A 19,735-nucleotide genomic window follows, 5' to 3' on the forward strand; every position below is an offset into this window, starting at 1 on the left:
CGGTCACTCTCGACCGGAAAGGTACAGGGAGCGGTACGGTTAGCGGCCGAGCATCTTCTGCAGGGCGGCCATCTCCTCGTCGGTGGGACCGCCGGGCTTGCCGGCGACTGCCGGCTTGCGGCCGCCGAGGCCGAAACCGGTGCCGCCGCCGGTCGGTGCCTCAGCGCCGGCGCCCGCCGGCTTCTCACCGGACGCGATCGCGAGGTTCTCCGCGGCACGCTTGGCCGGGTTGCCCGACTTCGAGCCCTTCTTCTTCGCCTGCTGGGGCTTGCCGCGCCCACCGCCGAGGCCGGGCATCGGCCCCATGCCGGGGATGTTCGGCATTCCACCTCGGGCGACGGTCTTCATCATCTTCGCGGCCTGCTCGAAGCGCTGCACGAGCTGGTTCACCTCGGTCACGCTCGAGCCGGAGCCCCGCGCGATGCGCAGCCTGCGTGATCCGTTCAGGAGTTTCGGGGTGGTGCGCTCGGCCTTGGTCATCGACTGGATGATGGCCTCTGTGCGCACGATCTCGCGCTCGTCGAAATTCTCGAGCTGCTGCTTCATGGCCCCGGCGCCCGGGAGCATGCTCATCATCTTCTTGATCGAGCCCATGTTGCGCAGCTGCTGCATCTGGCCGAGGAAGTCGTCGAGGGTGAAGGTGTCGGTCTGGAACTTCTCGGCGAGCTTGCGCGCCTCGTCCTCGTCGAAGGCGCCCTGGGCCTGTTCGATCAGGGTGAGGATGTCACCGAGGTCGAGGATCCGGCTCGCCATCCGGTCGGGGTGGAAGGGCTCGAAGTCGTCGAGGCTCTCACCCGTCGACGCGAACATGATCGGGCGTCCCGTCATCGAGGCGACCGAGAGGGCTGCTCCACCGCGGGCGTCACCATCGAGCTTGGTCAGCACGACGCCGGTGAAGTCGACGCCGTCCTGGAACGCCTTCGCGGTCGCGACGGCGTCCTGGCCGATCATCGCGTCGATCACGAAGAGGACCTCGTCGGGGTCGATGGCCCGGCGGATGTCTGCGGCCTGCTTCATCATCTCGGCGTCGACGCCGAGGCGGCCGGCCGTGTCGACGATGACCACGTCGTGGAGCTTCTGCTGGGCGAACTTCACGCCGTCGCGGGCGACCGTGACGGGATTGCCGACGCCATTGCCCGGTTCCGGTGCATACACGGGCACGCCGGCCTGCTGCCCCACGACCTGGAGCTGGGTGACGGCATTCGGACGCTGGAGGTCGGCGGCGACGAGGATCGGGGTGTGCCCGTCCTTGGCGAGCCACTTCGCCAGCTTGCCGGCGAGGGTGGTCTTGCCCGCGCCCTGAAGGCCGGCGAGCATGATGATGGTCGGCGGCTTCTTCGCGAACTCGAGACGGCGCTGCTGGCCGCCGAGGATGCGGATGAGTTCCTCGTTGACGATCTGCACGACCTGCTGGGCCGGGTTGAGCGCCTTGCTGACCTCGTCGCCGAAGGCGCGCTCGCGCACCTGCGCGGTGAAGTCCTTGACGACGTCGAGGGCGACGTCGGCGTCGAGGAGGGCGCGACGGATCTCGCGCACGGTGCCGTCGACATCCGCCGCACTGAGCTTGCCCTTGGTGCGGAGATTCTTGAACGTCTCGGCCAGGCGATCTGAGAGGTTTCCAAAAGTAGCCATTGTGGTTCTACTTTAACCGGTGTTGCCCGGTCTCGAATCCTCAGCTGTCGAGCGAGATCACGATCGTGTCGCCGTGCACGTCGAGCGTCACGACGATCAGGGCGTCGGTCTCGGTGGGGCTGATCGAATAGTCGAGCACCGCGAAGTGCTCGTCGTTCTTGATGTGGTGCGGGTGGAAGCCGATCCGCTGCAGCTGGATGGAGCGGAGGAAGTCGATCTGCTTGTCGCCGGAGTCCCAGATCAGGGCGTCGTCGATGACCTCCTCATCGAGTTCCTCGAGGCACTGGTTGATGTAGAGCGCGGTGACGGACCCCTCGGCGCTGAGCTCGGCGACGAGCGATTCGCGGGCCTGCGAGTCGAGGTCTTCGAGGGAATTGATCATGAACGCCGCGATGTCGAGCGCCTCGACGGAAACCGAGGATTCATCGGGCGAGCTGAGGTCGATCTCGATGTCCTGGTCGCCCAGTTCCGCCGAATCCGACCAGTAGATCTCGCCTTCGTCGTCGCTGCCGAGGATTCCGAAGAAATCGTGTTCGATGGTCATGGTCGTCCTATCCGACGAGTTTTTGCGCGAAGACGTGCGGGGTGAATCCGGTGAGGTCGTTGATGCCCTCGCCCTGGCCGACGAGCTTGATCGGAATACCGGTCTTCTCCTGCACTGCGAGCACGAATCCGCCCTTGGCGGACCCGTCGAGCTTCGTGAGCACAAGCCCGGTGACCCCGGCGTGCTCGATGAAGGCCTCGGCCTGGGCCAGTCCGTTCTGGCCGGTGGTCGCATCGAGCACGAGCAGCACCTCGGCGATCGGCGTCTGCTTCTCGATGACGCGACGGATCTTGGTCAGCTCGTCCATCAGGCCGCCCTTGGTCTGCAGGCGGCCGGCTGTGTCGATGATCACGATCTCGGTGCCGGTCGCGATCGCGCGCTCGACGGTCTGAAAGGCGACGGATGCCGGGTCCTGGCCCTGGGCCTGCGGCTTCACGATCTCGGCGCCCGCGCGTTCGGCCCAGGTGGCGAGCTGCTCGACAGCGGCGGCCCGGAACGTGTCCGCAGCCCCGATCAGCACGCTGCGGTCATAGACGCGCAGGAACTTGGCGAACTTGCCGATCGTGGTGGTCTTCCCGACGCCGTTCACGCCGACGACGAGCACGACGGCGGGGCGCGCGCTGAGGTTGAGGGTCGAGTCGAGCCGGGAGAGGCGTTCCTCGAGGCCTTCGCGCAGCATCCGCTGCAGGTCGGCCGGGTCTGTCGTGTGGTACCTGGCGACCTTGGCGCGCAGGTCAGCGACGATGTCCTCGGTGATCTGGGGGCCGAAGTCGGCCTGGATGAGTGCGTCCTCGAGGTCGTCCCAGGTGTCGGCGTCGATCGTCTTCTTCGCGAACATGCCGCGCAATGCGCCGGAGAGTGACCACGGGGTGCGTTCTGCCATGTCTCTACCCTAAGCGCGGGACCCTGCCTCCGGGCGCGAGCGTGCCATCGACACCGGGTCGGCCGCGGTTTCAGTCGCGGGGTTGGCTGCGAGGCGGGATAGGCCGAGACTCGGCCGTGTACGCGTTTCCGACTCGTTGTGGAGGAATGATGACACCTGAATCTCCGTCCGACCGCGCGCTCACCGACCTCGCGGAGACCATGGACGGCAGGCTCGTCCGTGCATACGACGATGACTGGGACAGTGCCCGCGCCCCCTGGAACCTCGCGATCGACCAACGGCCGGTCGCCGTCGCGTACCCGGCCGGGCCGGAGGACCTGCGGCGGATCCTCGCCGCCGCCCGCGCCGACGGGCACCGGGTGGTGGTGCAGCCGCGCGGACACGGCCCGAGCGGCGACCTCGCCGGATGCATCCTCGTCCGCACGAGCGCGTTCGACGAGATCGTGATCGATCAGAAACGACGCGTGGCCAGGGTCGGCTCCGGCGTGTCCTGGGGTGCCCTGCTGAGCCGCCTCGATGGTTCCGGGCTCGTGGCGCTCGCCGGGTCCAATCCCGATGTGAGCGTCGCAGGTCACGTCCTCGGGGGCGGTCACTCCTGGTTCAGCCGCTGGCGCGGGATCGCGGCCCGCAGCATCCGTGCGGTCGAACTCGTCGACGCAGGGGGCGAGCCGCGCCGGGTCACCGCGGACAGCGATCCGGAACTGCTGTGGGCGCTGCGCGGCGGCGGCGGGCTGTTCGGCATCGTGACCACGCTCGAGATCGACCTGTATGCGGCTCCCGACCTCTTCGGCGGAACGATCGTCTTCCCCGCGTCCGCCGCAGGGACCGTCTTCGGTAGCGTTGCGGCGATCATGGCGGATGCCCCGCCCGAGTTGAGTATCTTCTTCGGCCTGACCAATCTGCCCGACATCGAACAGGTGCCCGCGCCGCTCCGCGGCCAGACGATCGCGAGCGCCGAGGTGGTCTTCGTCGGAACCGCTGAGGACGCCGCGCCCCTCCTCGCACCGCTGCTCGCAAGCGCACCGGTGCTCGCCGACGAGACCCGGCCGTTCACGATCGGGCACCTCGCCGAGGTCGCGGCCGAACCGACCGAACCGGCCGCCACAATCGAGTGGACGGCCGCGATCACGTCCTTCGCCGGTGGAGACGAAGCGGGCCTCGGCGCCCTCGCGCGGGCCTTCCAGGAGGCCACTCCTGCGGGCCTGACCGTTCTCGGCCTGCGTGCCCTCGGCGGTGCCATTGCCGAGCAGGGGGCGGATGCGGCGGCGGTCGCCGGCCGTCTCGACGCACGTTTCCTGGCCTTCGCCGGTTCGTTCCTCACGGAACAGCGGCCCGCCGACCCGGAGGCCGTGTTCGGTCCGCTCCGCCGGGCGCTCGAGGGGAGCACCCTCGGCCTGACCCTCCCGACCTTCCTCACCGCCGGCCAGGATCTGACCTTCAGTTTCCCTCCTGAATCGCTCGAGCGCCTCGCGAACGTCAAGCGCAGGCTCGATCCCGGCGGGATCTTCGTCGGCAACCGGCCCCTCGGGCCCGGGGCCGCCGCGACCACGGACACGGACTGACGAGCACGACCGGGCGGGACAGGGAAGCAGCGAACCGAACCGGGCAACCGGTCGCCACGCGAACGGCCTGCGCGTGCAGAATAGAGGGGTGACGGCCTCAACCACTCCCGCCCTCGTCGGCATCGCCCACGGCACCTCGTCCGCGGCCGGGCAGGCGGCCGTCGCCGGGCTCATGGCTGCCGTGACCCTGGCGGAACCCGAGCTCCTCACCGCCCTCGGCTATGTCGACGTCCAGCAGCCTGACGCACCCTCGACGCTGGCGACGCTCCCGGCCGGCGTGCCGGCCGTCGTGGTCCCGTTGCTGCTGTCCGCCGGATACCACGTCTACGTCGATCTCACTGATGCCGTGACCGGCGAAACCGAGGCCTCCGCGCGTTCGGTCATCCTGACCGAGGCGCTCGGACCCGACGACCGCCTCATCAAGCTCCTCCGCGAACGACTCGACGAGGTCGCACTCCACGCCGACGACTCGCTCGTGCTCGCGGTCGCGGGCTCGAGCGACGCCCGCGCAGTCGCCGCGTGCCGCGTCGTCGCCGAGCGGCTGTCCCTCGCCGCCGGACGCCATGTCGCCCTCGGTTTCCTGTCCGCCGCGCGCCCACGCCTCGCGTGCGCCATCACGATCGAGCGGATCCTGCGGCCCGGCCGTCGGGTCGTGGTGAGCAGTTATCTGCTGGCCCCTGGCTTCTTCCAACGGCTGGTCGAGAAGGCAGGAGCGGATGCCGTCACGGCGCCCCTGCTCCTCCCCACCGAGCCGGCGAGCCCGCTTCTCGTCGCCGTCGTCACCGACCGCTATCGCACCGCACTCACCGCCGCCTCCGCCTCCGCCTCCGCCGACTGACCGTCTGCACCTCAGGCACGACTCCCCGTCCCCAACAAATAACACAACAGTTATTGCGCAATAGTTGTTGTGGAGATAGCGTGGCGGCATGTCTCCTGAAACCGGTGGTACCGCACACCTCACGAGCGCAGCATCCATGCGCGTCCTGGCTCACCCGACCCGGCTGCGTCTGCTCGGCCTCCTGCGCGAGCTCGGCCCCCAGACCGCCGCCCTGCTCGGCGACATCGTCGACGAGGCCCCGGGCACTGTGAGCTACCACCTGGCCAAACTCGCGTCCATCGGTTTGATCCAGGAGGCCGCGGACGTTGGCACCGATCGCCGCGAACGCTGGTGGCGGTCGAGCCACGCGCTCACATCCTGGGAGCCGGCGGACCTGCTCGGCGACCCCGCGGCACTGGCAGCATCGACCGCTCTCCAGCGCGCGATCGTGCAGATCTACGCCGCCAACTTCACGCACTACCTCGACAACGTGCCCGCTCTTCCCGTGGACTGGGTGCGTGCAGCCCCCAGTTCCGACCGAGGGCTGCGCCTCACGGTCGCCGAGCTCGCGGAGCTGCGGAAGGATCTCGAGGTCATCACCGAGAAGTTCCTGGCACTCAGCGCCGCCCACACCGAAGCGGACGGCTCCGAGCGGGTCAGCCTGGTGTACCAGGCCTACCGAACCCCGTGACGAAGACCGTCGCGACCACCCGCGCGCTGCGGTCTCTCACCGCACTGCTCGCGGCGCACGTCGTGTCTCAGACCGGGAACGTCGTCACTCTCTTTGCGGTTCCGTTCTATGTGCTCGCGACGGGCGGAACGGGGATCGAGGTCGGCACCGCGGCATTCTTCGCGACGGCGCCGGTCATCATCGGCGGCCCCCTCGGCGGGGTCGTCGTCGACCGGATCGGCTACCGGCGCGCCAGCATCCTCGCCGACCTGATCAGCGGGGTGACCGTTCTCGCCATCCCCGTCCTCGCGCTCACGATCGGACTCCCGTTCTGGGGCCTGCTCGCCCTGGTCTTCCTGAGCGGCCTCCTCGACACCCCCGGCCAGACCGCGCGGCGGGTCATGCTGCCCGCGTTCTCTGCCGAGGCGCACGTCCGTCTCGAACGCTCCGTCGGGTTCCTCGACGGAGCCGAACGCCTCGCCCGCCTCCTCGGCGCCCCGCTCGGCGGCATCCTGATCGCCGGCATCGGCCCCCTGAACGCCCTCTTCGTCAACGCGGGCACCTTCGCGCTCTCGGCGATCATCACCTGGCTGTTCGTCGCGCGTCCCCTCACCGGCGAGCGGATGCCCGCCGCGGCCGAGCTCCCGGCAAACGATGGCTACTGGTCGGCACTCGCTGGGGGTTTCCGGTTCGTCACGCGCGATCCGCTCCTGCGTGCGGTCGTGCTCCTGGTTCTCGTCACCAACGTGTTCGACGCCGCCCGCGGCTCCTCCCTGCTTCCGCTCTACGCCCACGATTCGTTGGGCGGCGCCGCGGCATTCGGGGTACTCGTGGCCGTGATGGGCGGAGGCGCGCTGCTCGGAACCGTCGTCTTCGGGTTCTTCGCGCACCGGCTGCCGCGACGGGTCACGTTCTCGGTTTGCTTCGCCCTCGCCGGAGGTCCGTCTCTCTTCGCGTTCGCGGCCGGACTCCCCTTCCCGTGGCTGATCGCGGCGACAGCCCTCTCCGGCGTCGCCGCGGGTGCCGTCAACCCGATTCTCGGCACGGTCGAGTTGGAACGAGTGCCCGAGGGCATGCGCGCACGGGTGTTCGGGCTGATCAACGCCGGGGCCTGGGCCGGCGTACCTGCAGGGGCCCTGCTCGGCGGAATCGGCGCCGACACCGTCGGTCTGCAGGCCTCCTTCTTCATCATCGGCGTGCTCTATGTGGTCGTCACCCTCCTGCCGCTCGGCATCCCGGTCTTCCGGGAGATGGAACCGCGCCCGTTTTCGCAGCCCGCGCCCGCCGCTTAGGGTGCGGCCTGCGAAGACAGACGCGGCGGTCGGCGGCACGGAACAGTGGCGGCGCCGGCGAGACGCGGCTAACGGCGCACGCGATAGGTGACGATCGCGAACTGGCCCTGGGCCGTCGCACTCACGAGCTCGAGGCGGTCGGACTCCACCCTCCTGGGCAGCAGCGGTGCCCCACCGGGCAGGGCGACCGGCGCCACCGAGAGCATGATCGTGTCGAGGGCGTCGGCATCGAGGAACTGGCCGGCCAGGTCGCCCCCACCGACCACCCACACGTCTTTCTCCCCCGCAGCGGCGAGAATCGCCGGCAGTGCCGCAGCGACGTTCCCGCGCACAAAACGCACGTCTGCCCCGTCCGGCGTTGGCAGGTCGCGCGAGGTGAAGACGAACGTGGGACGGTCGCCGTAGAACTCCCGCCACTTGTGCGGATTGGCGAGCAGCTCCTCCTCACGCAGCACCCACTCGTATGTCGTGGAGCCCTCCACGACAACGCCGATGCCGGCGAGAAAGAGGTCCTGGTCTTCGAGTCCCGCCGTGTCGACGGCGAAGAGCCAGCTCAGCGAATTCGACTCGTCCGCGATGAAGCCGGTGAACGAGGTCGCCGTGTTGTAGATCACCTGGGTCATGGGGCGAGACTATGCCCACCCTCCGACAGCGGACAGGGACCAGAACAGGACAGGGGCCGTTACGGCAACGACCGACACTATAGAAGCGGATGCCGCCCGACGCATCCGTGTGACGCTCTGCTACGGTGCATGACTGGTCGTTACGACGCACACGAGTGATTCCACCTCATTCTCGATAGATTCTTTCAACGCACCCCGGCTCACGCTGCTCTATGGCTCGCGCTGTGCCGGCGCCGAAGGAGGATCCCGTGTCACCGAACCAGACCGAAGCGGCCACGCCGGCCAGGCCCCACCGCCAGGCCGGCCGTCCCAACGGCCAGTGGAAGGTGGACGGAACCGCCCCCCTCAACGGCAACGAAGCCTGGAAGCAGGAGGACGGCGGCCTGAGCGTCCGCGAGCGAGTCGAGAACATCTACTCGAAGCAGGGTTTCGATTCGATCGAGGGGACCGACCTGCACGGCCGGATGCGCTGGTGGGGCCTCTACACGCAGCGGAAGCCCGGTATCGACGGCGGCAAGACCGCGACCCTCGAGCCGCACGAGCTCGAAGACAAGTACTTCATGTTGCGGGTGCGCATCGACGGCGGCCAGCTCACGACCACCCAGCTCCGGGTCATCGGCGAGATCTCCCATGAATTCGGCCGCGACTCCGCCGACCTCACCGACCGGCAGAACATCCAGCTGCACTGGATCCGGATCGAGGACGTCCCCGAGATCTGGACCCGCCTCGAAGCGGTCGGGCTGCAGACCACGGAGGCCTGCGGCGACGTACCCCGCGTCATCCTCGGCTCCCCCGTCGCCGGCATCGCCGCGGACGAACTGATCGACCCGAGCGGGCTGATCACCGACATCACCGCACGCTACATCGGCGACGAGAGCCTCGCGAACCTGCCGCGGAAGTTCAAGACGGCCATCACCGGAAGTCCCAGCCAGGACGTCGTGCACGAGATCAACGACATCTCCTACGTCGCGGTCGAGCACCCCGAACTCGGCGTCGGCTTCGATCTCTGGGTCGGCGGCGGCCTTTCCACCGCCCCACGCCTCGCCGAACGGCTCGGCGTCTTCATCACTCCCGACCGGGTCGCCGAGGTCTGGCACGGCGTCGCGAGCCTGTTCCGCGATTACGGCTACCGGCGCCTGCGCAACAAAGCCCGCCTCAAGTTCCTGCTCGCCGACTGGGGACCCGAGAAGTTCCGGCAGATCCTCGAAGACGAGTTCCTCGATTCATCGCTGCCCGACGGCCCGGCCGCCCCGCCGCCCACCCGCGCAGGCGACCACGTCGGCGTGCACAAGCAGACCGACGGCCGCTACTACATCGGTGTCACCCCGTTCGTCGGCCGCGTCTCCGGCCCGACCCTGCTCAGCCTCGCCGACCTGCTCGAGGCGAACGGCTCGACCCGGTTGCGCACGACCCCGCACCAGAAGCTCGTGCTCCTCGACATCCCGGAGGAGAACGTCGAATCCCTGATCGTGGCCCTCGACGAGATCGGCCTCGCCGCGCGCCCGAGCCTGTTCCGCCGGTCGACGATCGCCTGCACGGGCATCGAGTATTGCAAGCTCGCGATCGTCGAGACCAAGAAGTCTGCGACGGATGCCGTGCTCGAGCTCGAGAAGCGGCTCGCGTCCATCGACGTCCCCCAGCCGATCAGCCTGCACGTCAACGGCTGCCCGAACTCCTGCGCCCGTATCCAGACGGCGGACATCGGGCTCAAGGGCCAGCTCCTCCCCGACGGGAACGGCGGTCAGGTCCCCGGCTTCCAGGTGCACCTCGGCGGCGGCCTCGCCTCGCAGGACCGCGAAGAGGCCGGTCTCGGCCGAACCGTCCGCGGCCTCAAGGTGACCGCTGACGACATCGCCGACTACGTCGAACGCATTGTGCTCCGCTTCCTCGCCGACCGCGGCGAGACAGAGACCTTCGCCGTCTGGGCGCACCGAGCCGACGAGGAGGCCCTGCAATGAGCGACACCACAACCGGAACCGGAACCGGACCCACGACCGTCACCACGACGGCCGTCGCTCCCCGGCGGAGCGCCGAGGAACTCAAGGCGCTCGCCGCCCGCGGAGCCGCTGAGCTCGGCGAGGCCGGCTACGCCGAGGTCGTCGCCTGGGTCGCGGCGAACTTCCCCGTCGCCCACGTCGCCGTCGCGTGCTCGATGGCCGACGCCGTCCTCCCGCACGTCGTCGCCGCGCAGCTGCCCGGCGTGGACGTGCTCTTCCTCGACACCGGGTACCACTTCGCCGAGACCTACGAGACCCGCGACACCGTCGCCCGGCTTCTCCCGGTGCGGATCGTCGACGTGCTCCCCGCGAAGACCGTCCCGGAACAGGACGCCGAGCACGGCGCGGAACTCTTCAGCCGCGACCCGAACCTCTGCTGCGCGATGCGCAAGGTCGAACCCCTGCAGCGCTCGCTCACGGGCTACGAACTCTGGTTCACCGGCGTGCGACGCGACGAGGCACCGACCCGGGCGAACACCCCGCTCGTGACCTGGGACGAGCGCAACGGCCTCGTCAAGGTCAACCCGCTCGCGGCGTGGAGCTTCGACGACATCCTCGACTACGCCGGCTACCACCAGGTTCCGGTGAACCCGCTGCTCGAGCAGGGGTACCCCTCCATCGGCTGCGCGCCGTGCACGAAGCCCGTCGCCGCTGGCGACGATCCCCGATCCGGACGCTGGGCGAACCTGGCCAAGACAGAATGCGGGCTCCACGAGTGAACGCCGTCACGACAGCCACGACCACCACGACCACCACGACCGCCATGACATCCGCGCCGCCCGTGCAGGCGGCCGGGAGCCACCGGCTTTCCCAGCTCGACGTGCTCGAGAGCGAGGCGATCCACATCATCCGTGAGGTCGTCGCAGAATTCGAACGTCCCGTCCTGCTGTTCTCCGGCGGCAAGGACTCCGTCGTCGTGCTGCACCTCGCCGCGAAGGCCTTCTGGCCCGGCAAGGTGCCGTTCGGGCTGTTGCACGTGGACACCGGCCACAACTTCCCAGAGGTCCTCGCGTTCCGGGACGCGACGGTCGCGCGCCTCGGCCTCCGCCTCACCGTCGCGAAGGTCCAGGACTACATCGACGACGGCCGCCTGCAGGAGCGCGCCGACGGCACCCGCAACCCGCTTCAGACGCTCCCGCTCCTCGACGGGATCGCCGCAGGCCGCCACGACGCGGTCTTCGGCGGCGCCCGCCGCGACGAGGACAAGGCCCGCGCGAAGGAGCGCATCCTCTCGCTCCGCGACGAATTCGGCCAGTGGGATCCCCGCAACCAGCGCCCCGAACTCTGGAACCTCTACAACGGCCGTCACACGGTCGGCCAGCACGTGCGCGCGTTCCCGATCAGCAACTGGACGGAGTACAACGTCTGGCGCTACATCGAACGCGAGGGCATCGAACTGCCGCCGCTGTACTACGCCCACGAGCGCGAGGTCTTCCGCCGCGACGGCATGTGGCGGGCGATCGGCCCCGTCTCAGAGCCGCGCCCGGGCGAAGCAGTCGAGACCCGCACCGTCCGCTACCGCACGGTCGGCGACATGAGCTGCACCGGCGCCGTCGAATCGGACGCCGCATCCGTCGCCGCCGTCGTGCGCGAGGTCGCCCTCTCCACCATCACCGAACGCGGCGCGACGCGCGCCGACGACCGCATCTCCGAAGCGGCCATGGAAGACCGCAAGAAGGACGGGTACTTCTGATGACTCAGGCACTCCTCAGCCCGGCGGATGCCGGCACCCACGACGGCGCAGACGCCCCGGGAACCCTGTTCCGGTTCGCGACCGCCGGCTCCGTCGACGACGGCAAGTCGACCCTCGTCGGGCGTCTCCTGCACGACTCGAAGGCGATCCTCGCCGACCAGCTCGAGTCCGTCACCCGAACGTCCACGGAGCGCGGCTTCGGCGGCGACGACGGCGGCATCGACTTCGCGCTGCTCACCGACGGCCTCCGCGCCGAACGCGAGCAGGGCATCACGATCGACGTCGCGTACCGCTACTTCGCGACAGCGCGCCGCTCCTTCATACTCGCCGACTGCCCCGGGCACGTGCAGTACACCCGCAACATGGTCACCGGCGCTACGACGGCCGACGCCGTGATCATGCTCATCGACGCGCGCAAGGGCGTGCTCGAGCAGACCAGGCGGCACCTCTCCGTGGTGTCCCTGCTGCGCGTGCCGCATGTGATCATCGCGGTCAACAAGATCGACCTCCTCGACTACGACGAGTCCGCGTTCGCAGCGGTCGCAGCATCGGTGCGCGCCGTCACGGCCGATCTCGGCCTCGGTGCCGTGCACGTGCTGCCCGTCTCTGCGCTCGTCGGAGACAACGTCGTCGACCGTTCGCCACGGACCCCCTGGTACGACGGGCCGAGCCTGCTCGAACTGCTCGAGAGCCTCCCGGTCGTCGACGAGGTCGAGACCGCGATCGAGGCGTTCCGGCTGCCCGTTCAACTCGTGCTCCGGCCCCAGGGCGCCGTCGCCGTCGCACCGGAGGATGCGGACTCCTTCCGCGACTACCGGGCGTACGCCGGGCAGGTCGCTTCGGGCACCGTCCGGGTCGGCGACAGCGTGAGCGTCGCCCCGGGCGGGGCGACGACCGTCGTGACCGGCATCGACTTCGCCGGCATCGAACTCACCGAGGCGTTCGCACCGATGTCGATCGCCGTGCGCCTCTCCGACGACCTCGACATCGCCCGCGGTGCGGTCATCGGCGCAGCGGGCACCCTGCCCGAATCGACCAGGGAACTCACCGCCGCGTTGTTCTGGCTGGACCCGCGGGCACTCAGGCCGGGCGACCGCACCCTGGTCAAGTTCGGCACGAACACCGTCCAGGCCCTCGTAGCCGCCGTCACCGGGCGCCTCAACCTCGACACGCTCGAACTCGAACCGGCCGGCAGCCTCGAGGTCAACGACATCGGCGAGGTCGGCCTGCGCCTCGCGGCTCCGCTGCCGATCGAGACCTTCACCGAGAACCGCCGTTCCGGCGCGTTCCTCGTGATCAACGCGCAGGACGGTGCCACCCTCGCCGCAGGGATCGTCACCGGCTCTGGAGCACGGTGAGCGCCGTGTCCGTGACAGAGCGCGACCGCACCGACGGTTCAGGGAACCGGCCGCAGGGCATCAGCGTCAGCACAAACACCGCGCCTGCCGCGGTCGTCGCAGCGGACGTCGAGACCGCGATCCGGGTCGAGGGACTGTCCAAGCGGTTCGGCAAGGCCGGACCCGTGGTGCTCGACAACATCAACCTCACGATCAAGCCGGGCGAATTCGTCTGCCTGCTCGGCGCATCCGGATGCGGCAAGTCGACCCTGCTCAACATCATCGCCGGCCTCGAACACCCGTCGGAGGGCACCGTCACGGTCGCGAGCGGGAAGAGCGCCGTCATGTTCCAGGAGTCGGCCCTGTTCCCCTGGCTGACCGCGAGCCGCAACGTGGAACTCGCCCTCAAGCTGCGCGGGGTCCCGCGCGGCCGGCGTCGCGGCGAGGCACTCGAGCTCCTCGACCTGGTCAACCTCGCGGATGCCGCGAACAAGCGCCCGCACGAGCTCTCCGGGGGCATGCGGCAGCGTGTCGCCCTCGCCAGGTCACTCGCGCAGGACCGCAAGGTCCTGCTGATGGACGAGCCCTTCGCCGCCCTCGACGCGATCACCCGCGATCTGCTCCACGAGGAACTCGAACGGGTCTGGCATGAAACCGGCCGCACGATCGTGTTCGTCACGCACAACGTGCGCGAGGCCGCACGGCTCGGGCAGCGGGTGCTGCTGATGTCGAGCCGTCCCGGCCGGATCAGGAACGAGTGGCGCATCGAGGACAACGGTCCGCGCCGGATCGAATCCCCGGAGGTTTCCCGCCTCTCCATCGAGATCACCAACCACCTCCGAGAGGAGATCCGCCGTAATGCCGCCTGAGACCCGTTCCGAGACCATCACCCCCGGCTCCCTGGAGCCCGACGCCGCGTCCGGCTCCTCGGTGAGCACCCGGGCGGACTTCCGTACGCTCGAAGCCGGGCTCGACGCCCTGCAGACGTCCCCCCTCGTCGAGAAGGGCCCGTGGCGCCGGTTCGCCGACGGCGTCCTGCCGCCGGTCGTGCTCCTGCTCGCCCTCATCGCGGCGTGGCAGTTCTATATCGTGATCGCCAAGCCGCGCCCCGACCTCACTCCCGGTCCACTCGACGTGCTCACCTCGATCACCGACCTCTGGTCGACCGGTCACCTGCAGACGGCTGTGGTCACGAGCCTCTCCCGCGGCGGGATCGGGTTCCTGATCGCCGTCGCGATCGGAACCCCGCTCGGCCTTCTCCTTGCGGAGTGGCGGCTGCTCCGCCGCGCGCTCGGACCGCTACTCTCCGGGCTGCAGGTGCTTCCTTCCGTCGCCTGGGTGCCCGCTGCGATCCTCTGGTTTGGCCTGAGCGATGCGACCGTGTACTTCGTCGTGCTGATGGGCGCCGTCCCCTCGATCGCCAACGGGCTGGTCGCCGGCGTCGACCAGATCCCGCCGCAGCTGCGCCGCGTGGGCACCGTGCTCGGCGCGAACCGCTTCGAGATGGCCACCCTCGTCGTGCTGCCCGCCGCGATGCCCGGCTACCTCGCGGGCCTCAAGCAGGGCTGGGCCTTCTCCTGGCGGTCCCTGATGGCAGCGGAGATCATCGCCGTCGGCGGCTCGATCGGTTTCGGCCTCGGTTCGATGCTGCAGCAGAGCCGCGAGCTCGCCGACCTGCCCGGGGTGCTCGCGACGATCCTGGTGATCCTGTTCGTCGGCATCCTCGTCGAGCTCGTGCTCTTCGCCCCGGCAGAACGCCGGTTGCTCCGCCGCCGCGGCCTCTACCTGACGGCCGGCCGGTGAGCCCCGACACCGTGCGCCCCGGCACCGTGCACCTGGTCGGTGGCGGACCCGGCGATCCCGGCCTGATCACCGTGCTCGGCCGCCGGCTGCTCGACGAAGCGGATGTCGTCATCGCCGACCGGCTCGGCCCGCGCTCCCTGCTCGGCGAGCTCGATCCCGGCGTTCTCGTGATCGACGTCGGCAAGCTGCCCGGCCACCACCCTGTGCCCCAGGACGAGATCAACGCACTCCTCGTCGAGCACGCCCGTGCCGGCCGCCGGGTCGTGCGCCTCAAGGGCGGCGACCCGTACGTGCTCGGTCGCGGCGGCGAGGAAGCAGCGTACTGCCGCAGCAACGGTATCCCCGTCGAGGTCATCCCCGGCGTCACGAGCGCCATCTCGGTGCCTGCTGCGGCCGGCATCCCGGTCACCCATCGCGGGGTGGCGAACGGGTTCACCGTCGTGACGGGCCACGAGCTGCTTCCGTCCCTGCCAGGGGGCAGCGACCACACCGTCCTGCTCCTGATGGGCATCTCCGGCCTCGCCGCCTCCGCGGCGATGCTCGCGGACGGACCCCGCGGCGGAGACTGCCCGGTCGCCATCATCGAGGACGGCTACGGCTCGAACCAGCGGGTCACCTTCGGAAGTCTCGCAACCATCGCCGGACTCGCCGCCGAACGCGGCGTCCGCTCCCCCGCCGTCGTCGTGGTGGGGGACGTCGTCACCCTGAGCCCGCTCCACCCCCGGTACAGCAACCAGCTCGCGTCCGACGAACCCCGTTCCGGCCGGCTCATCCCAGAACCATCCCGAAAGGCTTTTTCATGACCCCCCATACTCTCCGCGTCGCCATCATCGGCGCCGGTCCCGCGGGAATCTACGCCGGCAACATCCTCGGCAAGGCCGTGCGCGACGCCGGCGGCACGATCGGCATCGACCTCTTCGACACCCTCCCCGCTCCATACGGCCTGATTCGATACGGCGTCGCCCCCGACCACCCGCGGATCAAGGGCATCGTCACAAGCCTGCACGAGATGCTCGATGCCGGCACCATCCGGTTCCTCGGCAACGTCGGCTACGGGACCGATCTGGGCCTGGACGACCTGCGGGCCCACTACCACGCAGTCATCTTCGCGACCGGGGCGATCCGCGACGCGAAGCTGCCGATCCCCGGCACCGAGCTGCCCGGCTGCTTCGGGGCCGCCGACTTCGTCTCCTGGTTCGACGGACACCCGGACGCCCCGCGCGACTGGCCGCTCGACGCCCACCAGGTCGCCGTGATCGGCAACGGCAACGTCGCCCTCGACGTCGCCAGGATGCTCGCAAAGCATGCGGACGACCTGCTGCCCACCGACATCCCCGAGAACGTCTATTCCGGCCTGGCCGCCTCGGCAGTCACCGACGTGCACATCTTCGGTCGACGCGGGCCTGCCCAGGTGAAGTTCACCCCGATCGAGCTCCGGGAGCTCGGCGCGGTGCCGGACGTCGACGTGATCGTCTACGAGGAGGACTTCCCGAGGGACGAGGCCTCCGAGCAGTTCCTCGCCGCGTCCAACAACCAGGTCAAGGTGATGAGCCGCACCCTGAACGGATGGCTCACGAAGGAACCGAGCGGGGCCTCGCGCCGCCTGCACCTGCATTTCCTGCATTCTCCCCTCGAGGTCTACGGCACCGAGAGTGTCGAAGGCATGCGCTTCGAGCGCACCGCGCCCGATCCCGCCAACCCCGGCGGTGTCACCGGGACAGGTGAGATCCTCGACTACCCGCTCCAGGCGGTCTACCGCGCCGTCGGTTACCGCGGCAGCGCCCTCGCCGAGGTGCCTTTCGACCAGACGCGCGGCGTGATCCCGAACGACGGCGGTCGGGTCCTCGACCCGGCCGCGCGGCCCATTCCCGGCCTGTACGCCACCGGCTGGATCAAGCGTGGCCCCGTCGGCCTGATCGGCCACACCAAGAGCGACGCGCTCGAGACCGTCACGCGGCTCGTCGAAGACCTCGGCAACGGCCTCCTGCCGGAGCCGGTCGAAGACGACGCGGACGCGATCCTGGCCGTGCTCTCCGCCCGCGGCATCCGCTTCACCGAATGGGACGGCTGGCTCGTGCTCGATGCCCACGAACGTGCCCTCGGAGCCGCGGACGGCTCGGCGGCCGATCGTGAGCGGGTCAAGGTCGTTCCGCGGGACGAGCAGGTCGACATCAGCCGGTCCGTGGAACTCGTCGCCTCGTGACGTACGTCATCGCGCTGCCGTGCGTGGATGTCAAGGACCGCGCCTGCGTCGACGAGTGCCCGGTCGACTGCATCTATGAAGGCGAACGGTCCCTGTACATTCACCCCGACGAATGTGTCGACTGCGGTGCCTGCGAGCCGGTCTGCCCGGTCGAGGCGGTCTACTACGAAGACGACCTTCCGGAGCAGTGGAGCGAGTACTACCGCGCGAACGTGGACTTCTTCGAGGAGATCGGGTCGCCGGGAGGCGCGGCCAAGACCGGTGTGCTGACGTTCGACCACCCGCTGATCGCGGCGCTGCCCCCGCAGGCCTGACCGGGCGCCACCGACCGGGCTACAGTGGTGGCATGTTCGGTGGCGGGTTCGGTGGGAGCGAGTTCAACGCGCTCTCGGCACGGACCGCGGCGTGCGTCGCCGCCTGCGACGCGCTCATCGCCGCGAGCGAGGACTGCGCTGACGCCTGCCTGGCCCAGTCCGGCGACGGCGATGTCACCGCGTGCTTCCTCGCCGACCTCGACTGCATCGAAATCTGCACCACGACGAGCCGGGTGCTGTCCTGGCACACCCGGACAGACGGGACGACCGCCGCCTCCATGCTCGACACCTGCATGGAGGCGTGCCGCTCCTCGTCCATCGCCTGCGAGCGGATGCTGCAGCACCGGCCGGACTGGACGAGCTGCGCCCCCGAGTGCCGCAGGGTCACCGACGCCTGTGCGGAGGTACTCGCCCTGCTGTGACCCGGCCGTGACGCGGGGGCCACTGTCCCGGCCTGTCCGCGGTTCAGGACGCCCGTTCCTCCTCGCGCACGATCCGCTGGCCGACGACCGCCGATACCCCGTCCTGGCGCATCGAGACACCGTAGAGGGCGTCGGCGATTTCCATCGTGCGTTTCTGATGCGTGATGATGATGAGCTGGCTGGCCTCGCGGAGGCCCTGGAAGATCGTGAGCAGCCGGCCGAGGTTGGCGTCGTCGAGGGCAGCCTCGACCTCGTCCATGATGTAGAACGGGCTCGGGCGGGCCTTGAAGATCGCGATCAGCAGCGCGACTGCGGCGAGGGAACGCTCCCCGCCGGACAGCAGTGAGAGCCGCTCGATCTTCTTTCCTGCCGGCTTGACGCTGATCTCGATGCCGGTCGTGAGCAGGTCGTCGGGATCGGTCAGGCGGATGCTGCCAGACCCGCCGGGGAACAGGACGGGGAAGACCTCGGCGAAGGCCAGGCGGGTGTCCTCGAAGGCGCTTCCGAAGATGGCGCCCATCGTGACGTCGAGGTCGTCGATGATCGTCAGCAGGTCGGCCCGGGTGTTGGTCAGGTCGGTGAGCTGCTCGGTGAGGAATTTGTGCCGCTGCTCGAGCGCGGCGAATTCCTCGAGGGCGAGCGGGTTGATCCTGCCGAGTTGGGCGAACCGGCGCTCGGCGGAGGCGTGGCGGCGCTGCTGCTGCTCGCGGTCGTAGGCCACCGGCTCGCCATCCGGGTCGTCATCGGGCGGCACCGGCTGGTCCGGACCGTATTCCGCGACGAGGATATCTTCGACGAGGCCCAGTTCGCTGCCGGCGCGTTCGAGGAGGCCGGAGAGGTGCAGCTTCTTCTCGTAGATCTGCAGTTCGAGGCCGTGCACGCTCTCGGTCACGGCCTGCAGTCGGCTGCGGAGGGCACCGTCCTCGCGGCGCAGGGCCGCGAGTTCCTCATTCTGGCTCAGGCGCTCGGCCTCGGCGGTGGCGAGGCGGAGGCGTGCCTCGCTGACGGAGACGTCGACCGCGGCGAGCACGGCGGGGAGCGCTTCGGCGACGCGGGTCGCGGCATCCACCTGGCGACGGCGGATGACCGCACGCCGGGCGGCGGCCTCGGCTGCGGCCTGGTCGCGCTCGAACTGCCTCGCGAGGCCTGCGGCGCGGGCCTCACCCGAGCGCACGCGCTCGCGCGCGGTCTCGACGCGGAGCCGCGCCTCGACCTCGTGTTCGCGCGCAGCTTCGAGTTCGGCGTGGAGCGCGTCACGAACCGAAACGTCGAGGATCGGGCGGGGGCGGGACAGCAGGGTGACGAGACCGGCCTTGGTGCGCTCGGCCTCTGCTTCCGCACCGGCGACGGCCTGTTCGGCGACAAGGACGCCGGCGGAGATGCGCTCGAGCTCCGCCGTTGCGGCCTCGAGCCGCACCGTTGCCCGGTTCGTCTTCTCTGCCTGGGCCGCGAGGCGGGCGTCGAAGGCGCGAAGCGCGGCGAGCGCCGCGACGGACTGGTCCTTGCCGAGGCGGAGCAGGCTGCGCTGCTCAGCGAGGTCGCCGCTGACCTGCTCGATGCGGGATCGGACTTCGCCGAGACGGTCTGCCGCGGTCTCGCGGTCCGCGACGAGTTCGAGCTTGCTGCGCCGGGCCCCGGATCCGCCGCGGAGCACGAACTCGCTCAGCACGTCGCCGGCCCGGGTGATGATCGTCAGCGGAATGCTCGCCGCGCGGGGGCCGGTAGCCGTCCCCGGGGTGGAATGGCCGGACGTGAGCAGGTCTGCCGCGGCCAGGGCGGAGTCGAGGTCTTCGGCGATGACGGTGTTCTCGAGGAGTCCGAGGACACCGGCAGGGGCATCGAGGACCGAGGAAGCCCAGACCAGGCCTGCCCGTTCGGCGAGGCTCGGGCGTGCGTGCGCGCCCGACGCGCGCAAATCGGGGGTTCCGCCGGCAGCATCAGCT

The 19,735-nt window shown here is 69.6% G+C and carries 17 protein-coding genes and 2 pseudogenes; 14 read left to right on the plus strand and 5 right to left on the minus strand.

Annotated elements, in window-relative coordinates:
* Positions 1–39: 39 nt before the first annotated feature.
* Genes ffh through ftsY form a run of 3 tightly spaced genes read right to left on the minus strand, consistent with a single transcriptional unit; the run spans position 40 to position 3,059 of the window.
* Complete coding sequence (gene ffh, locus QN357_RS03310; RefSeq protein WP_322135649.1) at positions 40–1,632, minus strand: signal recognition particle protein; 1,593 nt, start codon at positions 1,630–1,632, stop codon at positions 40–42.
* A 40-nt stretch (positions 1,633–1,672) separates the two neighbouring features.
* Positions 1,673–2,176 carry a DUF2004 domain-containing protein gene (locus QN357_RS03315; RefSeq protein ID WP_134447581.1) on the minus strand — a complete coding sequence of 168 codons (504 nt, stop codon included), beginning with the start codon at positions 2,174–2,176 and terminating at the stop codon, positions 1,673–1,675.
* A gap of 7 nt (positions 2,177–2,183) precedes the next feature.
* The gene (ftsY, locus tag QN357_RS03320; protein WP_134447580.1) at positions 2,184–3,059 is read right to left on the minus strand and encodes a signal recognition particle-docking protein FtsY; all 876 of its coding nucleotides are present in this window, start codon (positions 3,057–3,059) and stop codon (positions 2,184–2,186) included.
* 149 nt (positions 3,060–3,208) lie between these two features.
* On the opposite strand from ftsY, the gene QN357_RS03325 reads away from it, so the two are divergent.
* The 4 genes from QN357_RS03325 (at position 3,209) to QN357_RS03340 (ending at position 7,400) form a co-directional block, all read left to right on the plus strand.
* Positions 3,209–4,621, plus strand: coding sequence for an FAD-binding oxidoreductase (locus QN357_RS03325; RefSeq protein ID WP_322140854.1), 1,413 nt, complete (start codon positions 3,209–3,211; stop codon positions 4,619–4,621).
* Between the two features lie 88 nt (positions 4,622–4,709).
* Entirely contained in the window at positions 4,710–5,459 is a 750-nt protein-coding gene (locus tag QN357_RS03330; protein WP_241985039.1) for a sirohydrochlorin chelatase, read from the plus strand.
* 88 nt (positions 5,460–5,547) lie between these two features.
* Positions 5,548–6,129, plus strand: a complete 582-nt coding sequence (locus tag QN357_RS03335; protein ID WP_134447575.1) for a helix-turn-helix domain-containing protein — start codon at positions 5,548–5,550, stop codon at positions 6,127–6,129.
* Positions 6,126–7,400, plus strand: coding sequence for an MFS transporter (locus QN357_RS03340; RefSeq protein WP_322135646.1), 1,275 nt, complete (start codon positions 6,126–6,128; stop codon positions 7,398–7,400). Before QN357_RS03335 ends, QN357_RS03340 begins: the two co-directional genes overlap by 4 nt.
* 68 nt (positions 7,401–7,468) lie before the next feature.
* On the opposite strand, the gene QN357_RS03345 is transcribed toward QN357_RS03340, so the two are convergent.
* Positions 7,469–8,023 (minus strand): dihydrofolate reductase family protein, encoded by a 555-nt coding sequence (locus tag QN357_RS03345; RefSeq protein WP_322135645.1) that lies wholly within the window; start codon positions 8,021–8,023, stop codon positions 7,469–7,471.
* A gap of 248 nt (positions 8,024–8,271) precedes the next feature.
* Between QN357_RS03345 and QN357_RS03350 the strand changes: the two genes are divergently transcribed.
* The 10 genes and pseudogenes from QN357_RS03350 (at position 8,272) to QN357_RS03395 (ending at position 17,792) form a co-directional block, all read left to right on the plus strand.
* Positions 8,272–9,981: a nitrite/sulfite reductase gene (locus tag QN357_RS03350; RefSeq protein WP_241985038.1), complete on the plus strand. Its 1,710-nt coding sequence runs from the start codon at positions 8,272–8,274 to the stop codon at positions 9,979–9,981.
* A complete protein-coding gene (locus tag QN357_RS03355) occupies positions 9,978–10,739 on the plus strand; it encodes a phosphoadenylyl-sulfate reductase (protein WP_322135644.1) in 762 nt (253 codons plus the stop codon). Before QN357_RS03350 ends, QN357_RS03355 begins: the two co-directional genes overlap by 4 nt.
* 44 nt (positions 10,740–10,783) lie before the next feature.
* Positions 10,784–11,713, plus strand: coding sequence for a sulfate adenylyltransferase subunit CysD (gene cysD / locus QN357_RS03360; RefSeq protein WP_134448069.1), 930 nt, complete (start codon positions 10,784–10,786; stop codon positions 11,711–11,713).
* The gene (locus QN357_RS03365) at positions 11,713–13,071 is read left to right on the plus strand and encodes a sulfate adenylyltransferase subunit 1 (protein WP_134447565.1); all 1,359 of its coding nucleotides are present in this window, start codon (positions 11,713–11,715) and stop codon (positions 13,069–13,071) included. The genes cysD and QN357_RS03365 overlap by 1 nt, the downstream gene beginning before the upstream one ends.
* 119 nt (positions 13,072–13,190) lie before the next feature.
* Entirely contained in the window at positions 13,191–13,919 is a 729-nt protein-coding gene (locus tag QN357_RS03370; protein ID WP_198413428.1) for an ABC transporter ATP-binding protein, read from the plus strand.
* A complete protein-coding gene (locus tag QN357_RS03375; RefSeq protein WP_134447563.1) occupies positions 13,909–14,853 on the plus strand; it encodes an ABC transporter permease in 945 nt (314 codons plus the stop codon). Before QN357_RS03370 ends, QN357_RS03375 begins: the two co-directional genes overlap by 11 nt.
* Positions 14,772–15,656 (plus strand): annotated as a pseudogene (cobA, locus tag QN357_RS03380) (uroporphyrinogen-III C-methyltransferase); the annotation flags it as partial. The gene QN357_RS03375 and the pseudogene cobA, both read left to right, overlap by 82 nt.
* Positions 15,653–17,056, plus strand: a complete 1,404-nt coding sequence (locus QN357_RS03385; protein WP_322140855.1) for an FAD-dependent oxidoreductase — start codon at positions 15,653–15,655, stop codon at positions 17,054–17,056. The pseudogene cobA and the gene QN357_RS03385, both read left to right, overlap by 4 nt.
* Positions 17,053–17,370 carry a ferredoxin gene (gene fdxA / locus QN357_RS03390; protein WP_134447557.1) on the plus strand — a complete coding sequence of 106 codons (318 nt, stop codon included), beginning with the start codon at positions 17,053–17,055 and terminating at the stop codon, positions 17,368–17,370. Before QN357_RS03385 ends, fdxA begins: the two co-directional genes overlap by 4 nt.
* A gap of 32 nt (positions 17,371–17,402) precedes the next feature.
* Positions 17,403–17,792, plus strand: coding sequence for a four-helix bundle copper-binding protein (locus QN357_RS03395; RefSeq protein WP_134447555.1), 390 nt, complete (start codon positions 17,403–17,405; stop codon positions 17,790–17,792).
* Between the two features lie 43 nt (positions 17,793–17,835).
* Here QN357_RS03395 and QN357_RS03400 read toward each other — a convergent pair.
* Positions 17,836–19,735, minus strand: a pseudogene (locus QN357_RS03400) (AAA family ATPase); the annotation flags it as partial.

It is taken from the genome of Cryobacterium sp. RTC2.1 (assembly GCF_035018685.1).
Lineage (GTDB): Bacteria > Actinomycetota > Actinomycetes > Actinomycetales > Microbacteriaceae > Cryobacterium > Cryobacterium glucosi.